The sequence below is a fragment of the Arsukibacterium sp. genome, assembly GCF_033722355.1.
Classification (GTDB): domain Bacteria; phylum Pseudomonadota; class Gammaproteobacteria; order Enterobacterales; family Alteromonadaceae; genus Alishewanella.
Genome location: NZ_JAWVZF010000127.1, coordinates 1 through 8,199, shown reverse-complemented (window position 1 = coordinate 8,199; position 8,199 = coordinate 1). Strand labels below are relative to the sequence as shown.

The following is an 8,199-nucleotide window of genomic DNA, read 5'->3' as shown; positions in this document are numbered from 1 at the left end:
GTCATCTTTTTCTGTCAGGTTGCTGATAATGCCGTTTTTGACACCATTAACGATTAAACTCAGAGTCTTAACACTCATGACTGACCTCGCTTATGAACAGTAAATACTGCTTTATCTTCAAGGATCGGTTTTAACGAACTAATCTTAAAAATATTTTACAGTTGGATGTCTGTCAAATGGCAGTATTTGCTTAACCTCAAAGCACAGATCCTATTTGCTACAGGTGGGCATTTTCCCTGAACATGTCGGATGCAAGAATAAGAGAGTGTAAATGGCAGAAGTTAAGCGTGGTTTTTTTCGGCGAAGCTGGTCAGTATTGTGGCGGATTGCGCTTTACAGCTTACTGCTGTTAATGTTCCTGCTGCTGGTACTGCGGTTTGTGCCGCCACCGACATCATCTTTTATGTTGCAAAGCCCTTATCCGGTTCGCCAGCAGTGGATCAGTATTGATACGCTGCCAGCACATGTGGCGCTGGCGATGGTGGCGTCTGAAGATCAGCGCTTTCCTGAACATTTTGGCGTTGATTTTGGCGCAATAAAGGACGCGCTGAAACAGTCTGACGAAGGAAGCAACCTGCGTGGTGCCAGCACCATTACTCAGCAAACAGCAAAAAATTTGTTGCTCTGGCCCGGGCGAAGTTTGGTTCGTAAAAGCATTGAAGCCGCTTTGGCAATGAGTCTGGAATTGATTTGGGGTAAAAAGCGCATTCTGGAAGTGTATTTAAATATTGCTGAATTTGGTAAAGGCATTTACGGCGTAGAAGCGGCAAGCCAGTATTATTTTGGTAAAGCCGCGAGCAAACTCAGCAGAAATGAGGCGGCACGGCTGGCGGTAATGCTACCGGGACCGCGTAGCCGCGATCCCCGTTTTTTAACGCCGTATCTGCAACAGCGGGTGAGTTGGGTCGAGAAGCAAATGCGTCAGCTCGGGGCAGGTTATCTGAACTCTGTTGTTAATTAGCTGACCAACCCTATTGCCAGATTACTGATTAACACGGAGTCAGACCAAGGAAAATATAAACTATTCAAGGTTTTACTATGAAAAAGCTGATAAGTGCGGCCTTAATTGCCTCCGTAACGCTGTTGCTTGGTGCCTGCGCCGGCACCAAGCTAGACCGGCTGTTGTTCAAGGGGCCTGAGCTTCATCCGGCGCTGAGTGCCCCCTCGCAAACTAAAACGCCGCGTCACGAATTGGCGCAAATTGGGGTAACGCAGAATCCCCAGCACTCAACAGCGCCGGCGTTTATCAAAGCTGTGGCCCGGCTCGCGTCCCGGGGGCAGTTGACCGGGCAGGGTATACACTCGGCCTTGTATGCGCACTACTATGCCGATCATAATCTGGAACTTTATGGTTTTGCAGCAGAATCTGGTTCAGATGCAGACCGGATTGAACAGGCGCTTCGTCTCAGCTGGGCTGAGGACATCAGCCTGGAACGGGCCCGGGTGTACCGGGATGATCGGCTACTGCTGGTAATCTGGACCGACGGGATAACCGCTGAGGTTTGGCAGGCAGTAAACAGCAAAGTGGCAGAGCGGTTAATCGCAACTGGCTGGCCGAAGTGAATAAATAACCGCTGCTTGAAGTTTGCCGCAAACTTTGCCAAAATCCGGACGCTTTGCACTTCGCTCCAATGAGCACGAGTTCAGTGCGCGTTCTCTGGCGGCCTTACTTGGCGACGACCCCAGCCCGCAATGGGGTAATTTTCTCAACGCCAACATATCGAATTTAATATGGAGTGATTATCAGTGCTGCGTTCAGTTTTGCAAGCTACGCTTCCCAGCGGCCATCGCCGGGCTATGCTGTTACTTTTACTGCTAACGGCCATAATCTTACTATGGCCGGCTCCCCGTCCAACGTCGGCGCCCGTTGCTGCCGTCGTGATGCCAGGTTTGCTGGCAGAGGGCTGGCGTAACTGGCAGACAAACCAGCTGACTGCCCCCTGGCAGCAGGCACAGAACATCTTTGACTCGATACTGGATGCGCACAGCCAGAATGCACGGACCCGCCATTACGCTATTGAGCCGGGCGATAGTTTAAGCCGTATTTTTTCACGGCAGGGCTTAAGCCAGCTGCAGTTGCAACAGGTGATGGCCGCGGATCAGTCATTACTGGCGCTGGATGTGTTGCAGCCTGGACATACACTGACATTTCAGCTGGATGAACATAAGCAGTTGCAAAGCATGGAGCTGTTTGTCCATGCCGGTAACCGGGTATTGTATCAGCGCGAAGCCGATGGCGAATTCAGTTATCAGGAGTTACTTGATCCGGGCGAGTGGCAAAGCAGCACCCTGGCAGGTGATATCACCGGTAGTTTCTATCAGTCGGCAAAAAAAGCAGGTCTGACTGATCCGGAAATTGCAACCGTGCATCAGCTTTTCCGGGACAGGCTTAATTTTTCGCGTGATATTCAAGCCGGGGCCCGATTTCAGGTGGTGCGCAGTGATAACTATGTTGGCGCTGCTGCGACCGGGCAAAGCCGGATAGAGGGGGTCAGGCTGTTTAACCGCCGCCAGCAGCTCAGTGCTTTTTTACATGATAACGGCCAGTTTTACGATGCCAGTGGAGAAAGTCTGGAGCGCGCTTTTATGCGGGTGCCGCTGGGGCGTACATTCCGGATCAGTGACGACTTTAATCCACGCCGGCTGCATCCGGTAACCGGCAGGGTTCAGCCACATAATGGCACTGATTTTGCCACACCGACCGGCACGGCAGTGCTCGCAGCGGCAGAAGGCAGAGTGATCCGGGTAGAGAACCACCCTTATGCCGGCCGTTATATTGAAGTTCAGCATCATGGTCAGTATAAAACTCGTTATCTGCATTTGCATAAAGCGCTGGTACGTCCCGGCCAGCAGGTAGAACGGGGCCAGCGTATTGGCTTGTCAGGCGCCAGCGGCCGGGTAACCGGCGCGCATCTGCATTACGAATTGCATGTTAATAACCGGCCGGTAAATCCGATGACGGCCAAAATACCACTGGCAGAGCCCATTCCGGAAGACGGCCGCGATGCCTTTCTGCAGCGGGTGGCTTTTATGATCAAGCAAATGGATGAAGAAACGGTGCTGGCGCAGCAGGGCTGACGCCAGCCTGGTTCTAAAGAATTACGGCAGCGAGGGTTGTGCTGGTAAGCGTGGTCTGAATAACAGCGCTTTAATCTTCGAAAATGGTGTTAACACCAGGGCGTTGCCAAGCAGCACCAGCGCAAAACCACTAAAGGTGTAGCCACTCCAGACAAAATCTTCGAACATAGTGCTAAGCACAACCGCCACCAGCGGGAAAAGTACTATGGTGTAACTGGCTTTTTCCGGGCCCATGCCTTTTAACAAGGCAAAATAAGTGGCAAACGCAATAACGGAACCAAACACCGCTAAGTACAGCAGCGAAATGATAAAGGCCGGCGAGGTGCTGAACGTAAAAGGCGTACCGCTGATTAACACCAGCACTGTCAGGCCAACGGCACCATACAGCATACCCCAGGCATTGACCTGAGTTATCGGTAAGCCGGCCCGTGAGTTGCGGACACTGGCCATATTGCCCAGCGACGCACTCAGCGCGCTGCCGAGCACCAGGATCAGGCCAATTAAACTGGCATTGGTCAAATCCAGGCCGTCTAAGTCCGGATAGAACAGCACCACAATACCGGCAATGCCCATCAGGGCGCCGAAATATATCCGTTTCGCCACGGGTTTGCCAAAAAATAACCGGGTATTAATGATATTCATCAGTAACATAGTGGTAAAAGCAATCGCCGTCATCGCCGAGGTTAAATACTGCTGTGCCTGATAAATCAGAATGTAGTTTAAGGCAAAATTAAACAGCGCCAGCAGGGCAATAAAGCCATGATCCCGGGCACTGAATCGCATCGGCAGGCGCCGCCACCAGCAAAACAGCCACATCAGCAATGCCGATAACACAAACCGGTATGTCAGCGACACTTCTACTGCCACTTCACCCAGTTGAAACTCAATGGCGAACCAGGTCGATCCCCAGATAAGAACGGTAATGAGGTAAAGCAGGGCGTTTTTCATAGCAAGCGGGCGCAGACGACAATAAAGGCGGCGATCATAGCGCCTTGGCAGGCTTTAAAACAGTAGCGGGACAGAATATTTATTTTGCTACCGGCTACTGCGGTCAGTAGCTGGAAAACACTGTCAAAGCCTCTTGCTGAGTCGCAGTTAACCAGCCAGAATAGCATCAGTTTGAAGTTGAGGTTGCTATGGTTAATCTGGCCCTGATGGGCGCGTTTATTCCGACGTTTTTATTTGTGTCAGTCACGCCGGGAATGTGCATGACGCTGGCGATGACTTTGGGCATGAGCCAGGGCGTGCGGCGCACCTTCTGGATGATGTGGGGCGAGATGCTGGGTGTTGGTCTGGTTGCCGTGTTGGCGGTGCTGGGGGTGGCGGCAATTATGCTGCAGTTTCCAACGGTTTTTCAGTGGTTTAAAGTGCTCGGTGCCTGCTACCTGACCTATATTGGTGTGCAAATGTGGCGGGCAAAAGGCAAGCTGGCAATCCCTGCAGCCGGCCTGTTGCCACAGCTGTTACCCAGACGCACTCTGTTTAGTCAGGGCTTTATTACTGCGGTGTCTAACCCCAAAGGCTGGGCGTTTCATATGGCGCTGTTGCCGCCGTTTATCGACACTCAGCTGGCCTTCTGGCCACAGCTGGTGATTCTGATCAGCATTATCTTATTGCTCGAGTTTCTGTCGATGCTGTTATATGCCAGTGGCGGTAAAGCCTTAGCCCTGTTTTTAACCCGTTCTAACCGGGTGCAGTATTTAAACCGGATTGGCGCCAGCCTGATGTTTGGCGTGGCGCTGTGGATGCTGCTCGGCTAACGCATGCCACGTTACCAGCTTTTGCCCGGCGCTTTGTTACTGCCTAAACCACCACTTAATACCAGTTGCAGGGCCTCGGCCGGTTTCATGTCGATATTACGGGTGCAGCTGCGCGGAATAATAATGGTATAGCCACCGACGTTATAGGCCATTGGAATAAAGACCGCCAGCTGTTCGTCGCTCATCAGGGATGACATCCGATCATCAGCCTGGCCGCCTTGTTTGGTAATAATGCCAATCAGCTCAATTTCTGATGACGGCAGTTTTACCATCACCACTGAGCCATCTTTGAAGTTTTTGCCTGACATCAGATCGATAATATCCTGCAACATGCCATAAATTTGTTTAGTGCCTGGCAACTTCATCATAATTTTACCGGGCAACTGCCATACCCAGTTAAAGCCGGGCCAGCGCGAGCTGTAACCAATTACAATACAAAGCAGAATAAAACCCAGTATGGCCATACCAGGCAGGTACCATCTCTCTGGCAACACCAGCTGCAGCACCGGGCTTAACTGAGTTTCAACGGTATGCAGCAGCCAGCGCAACAGTTCAATGGTAATGACCAGCGGCAGGATAATTGCCAGACCAGCCAGTAAACTTTTAATAATAATCCGCATCGCAAACCTTATACTGCTTATTGCTGTTCAACCCACAGATAGCGAAGCTAACCTGCCGGTGTCTACGTTAAATCGTGATCATAATATCGGGTTCTGCTGACAGTAGCGACTGAAAATGGCAGACAGCCCCACCGTTAGCACCTGTTTCGCACCTATATTAACAGAGTAAGATGGCGTCGATGGGTGTTTATTACTACCTTTAACTGGCAATCAAACGGTTGGGGAATACTATGGCCAATTATCTGAAACCCGGCGTTTATGTTAATGAGGTGCAGATTGCCGGCAAGCCAATCAGTCCTGCGGAAACAAGCAGGGTGGCCTTTATTGGTCATGCTGAAGCCGGATCGCTGACTAAACCCCAGCTTATCAACAGTTTTGCCGATTATCAGCGGGTTTTTCTGAGTACTGAGCAAGGCAGACTGACTATGCCACAGGCGATGACCCATTCAGTAATGGCTTTTTTTGGTAACGGCGGTACATCGGCGTATATCTGCCTGCTTACCGATAATGATTATCATCGTTTTTATCAGAATGTCTTAAGCAACTATCACGACTTTAGTCTGATCGTGCTGCCTGGCCGGCACTGGGGTGATGCTGAAGGCAAAGCGGCCATTCAGGCAACATTAGCATTTTGTCAGCAGGTTCGCCGCTGTATGTTGTTACTGGATGTGCCCCCCGGCCAGCAGTTCCATACTACCGCTGCTATTACTGGCTTAAAACTGCCGTCCTCAGGCTTTGCTGCGGTGTATTATCCGTGGCTTATGATGGCTAATCCGCTGTATCAGGCAACGGCTAAACCCGGTACTGCCAGAAGCTTTCTGGTTGCACCGTCCGCGGCAGCGGCAGCCATTTACGGCAAGACCGATAGTATTCATGGCGTCTGGAAAGCGCCGGCCGGAGTTGCTGCCCGGTTGACCGGCGTTATCGGGACCGAGTTTGCGGTTGACAGTCACAGTCAGCGGCAGTTAAATCCGCTTGGCATAAATTGTATCCGTACCCTGGCACGATTGGGAACTGTGCTTTGGGGCGCCCGCACGCTGGCCAGCCAGAGCGATGCACAGTGGCGCTATATACCAGTAAAAAGAATGGCTATTTTTCTGGAGCAAAGCATAGTACAAAGCTTGCAGTGGGTGGTGTTTGAACCAAATGATCAGCCGCTGTGGCAGGCGGTAACGTTTCATATCAGCAATTTTATGCTTTCTTTATTCCGGGCCGGCGCCCTGCAGGGTATGACGCAAAAGGAGGCATTTTTTGTGCGCTGTGGCCTCAATCAGACGATGACCCAACAGCATATCCAGCGGCATCAGTTGGTGATTGTGCTGGGGTTTGCCCCGGTGAAACCAGCAGAATTTGTGGTTATTAACATCACCTGTCAACTGAACGAGCCTTAACGAGCTGGCAGCTGAACTTTACATTAGCCCTGGCCAATGCGCTATCTGACCCTGCCCAGCCTCAACTCGGCTGGCTGCTTATGCTAAACTGCCGGTCATTTTCAGATGGCTAACCCTTTTTCAGGAGTGTTTTGTGGCTGCATTAAGTACTTTATACCCGCAACCGTTATGGCAATGGTTTGAACAAATTTGTGCGATACCTCACCCGTCTAAACATGAACAGGCATTAAGTCAGTTTATTCAGGACTGGGCCCGTGGCCAGGGCCTAACTGTAATTGAAGATAAGGTTGGTAACCTTATTATTAAAAAGCCTGCCACGGCCGGTATGGAAAACCGCAAACCGGTGGTTATTCAGGCCCATTTAGATATGGTGCCGCAGAAAAATGCCGATAAAGTACACGATTTTACCAAAGATCCGATAGAAGCTTATGTTGACGGCGACTGGGTAACAGCTAATGGCACCACGCTGGGTGCCGATAATGGTATTGGTATGGCATCAGCCCTGGCTATTTTAGGCAGCAGCGAGATAAAGCACGGCCCGCTTGAAGTGCTGTTAACGATAGATGAAGAAGCGGGGATGACCGGCGCTTTCGGCCTTGAGCCGGGGATGCTGGAAGCTGAGATCCTGATTAATACCGATTCCGAGCAGGAAGGCGAAATTTATATGGGCTGTGCCGGCGGGGTAGATGCACAGTTTAGTGTGCCGGTGAGCTGGCAGGCTGTGCCAACCGGCAGCCGGGCCGTTACCTTAAGTCTGACAGGCCTTAAAGGTGGTCATTCCGGCGTCAATATTCATTTAGGCCGGGGCAATGCAAACAAGTTACTGGCCCGTTTTTTAGTGGCGGAAGCCCGTGAGCTGAAGTTGCAACTGAATGATTTGACCGGGGGCTCGCTGCGTAATGCTATTCCTCGTGAAGCCACGGCCAAACTGTGTCTGCCGGCAGATAAACTTGATTTATTGCAGCAGAAAATCAGCACCTTTGAGCAGTTAGTTCAAACCGAGCTGGCGGCTGTCGAGCCAGCGGTTAAATTCAGCCTGAACGAGAGCAGCCTGCCGCAGCAGGTGATGACGAATGCCAGCCAGCAAGCCGTGTTAAACCTGCTGCATGCCTGCCCGAATGGCGTGATGCGGATGAGCGACGATATTGCCGGTGTGACCGAAACCTCGCTGAATATGGGCGTTATTAGCACCGGTACTGACAAAGTGACGGTACTTTGCTTGATCCGCTCGTTAATTGATTCAGGTCGTGAGCATGTCGAAACCATGTTAACGTCCCTGGCTGAACTGGCCGGGGCGGCTGTCAGCTTCAGTGGTGCTTATCCCGGCTGGAAGCCGGATCCGGATTCCGC

At 51.5% G+C, this 8,199-nt stretch carries 8 protein-coding genes; 6 read left to right on the top strand and 2 right to left on the bottom strand.

The genetic code is table 11. The annotated features are described in order from the left end of the window. Positions 1-271: 271 nt before the first annotated feature. The 3 genes from mtgA (at position 272) to R3177_RS11145 (ending at position 3,078) form a co-directional block, all read left to right on the top strand. Positions 272-961: a monofunctional biosynthetic peptidoglycan transglycosylase gene (gene mtgA / locus R3177_RS11155; protein ID WP_318971106.1), complete on the top strand. Its 690-nt coding sequence runs from the start codon at positions 272-274 to the stop codon at positions 959-961. Between the two features lie 77 nt (positions 962-1,038). Beyond that, a complete protein-coding gene (locus tag R3177_RS11150) occupies positions 1,039-1,563 on the top strand; it encodes a hypothetical protein (RefSeq protein ID WP_318971105.1) in 525 nt (174 codons plus the stop codon). Between the two features lie 183 nt (positions 1,564-1,746). Continuing rightward, a complete protein-coding gene (locus R3177_RS11145) occupies positions 1,747-3,078 on the top strand; it encodes a peptidoglycan DD-metalloendopeptidase family protein (protein WP_318971104.1) in 1,332 nt (443 codons plus the stop codon). A gap of 21 nt (positions 3,079-3,099) precedes the next feature. Here R3177_RS11145 and R3177_RS11140 read toward each other — a convergent pair whose 3' ends face one another. Then, positions 3,100-4,026, bottom strand: coding sequence for a DMT family transporter (locus R3177_RS11140; RefSeq protein ID WP_318971103.1), 927 nt, complete (start codon positions 4,024-4,026; stop codon positions 3,100-3,102). A gap of 188 nt (positions 4,027-4,214) precedes the next feature. On the opposite strand from R3177_RS11140, the gene R3177_RS11135 reads away from it, so the two are divergent. Beyond that, entirely contained in the window at positions 4,215-4,838 is a 624-nt protein-coding gene (locus tag R3177_RS11135; protein WP_318971102.1) for a LysE family translocator, read from the top strand. An 11-nt stretch (positions 4,839-4,849) separates the two neighbouring features. Here the strand turns inward: R3177_RS11135 and R3177_RS11130 are convergent, their stop codons facing one another. Beyond that, complete coding sequence (locus R3177_RS11130) at positions 4,850-5,458, bottom strand: DUF502 domain-containing protein (protein ID WP_318971101.1); 609 nt, start codon at positions 5,456-5,458, stop codon at positions 4,850-4,852. A gap of 230 nt (positions 5,459-5,688) precedes the next feature. On the opposite strand from R3177_RS11130, the gene R3177_RS11125 reads away from it, so the two are divergent. Continuing rightward, the gene (locus R3177_RS11125; protein ID WP_318971100.1) at positions 5,689-6,849 is read left to right on the top strand and encodes a phage tail sheath family protein; all 1,161 of its coding nucleotides are present in this window, start codon (positions 5,689-5,691) and stop codon (positions 6,847-6,849) included. A 133-nt stretch (positions 6,850-6,982) separates the two neighbouring features. Continuing rightward, on the top strand, positions 6,983-8,199 hold a 1,217-nt coding region (locus R3177_RS11120), incomplete at its 3' end, for an aminoacyl-histidine dipeptidase (RefSeq protein ID WP_318971099.1).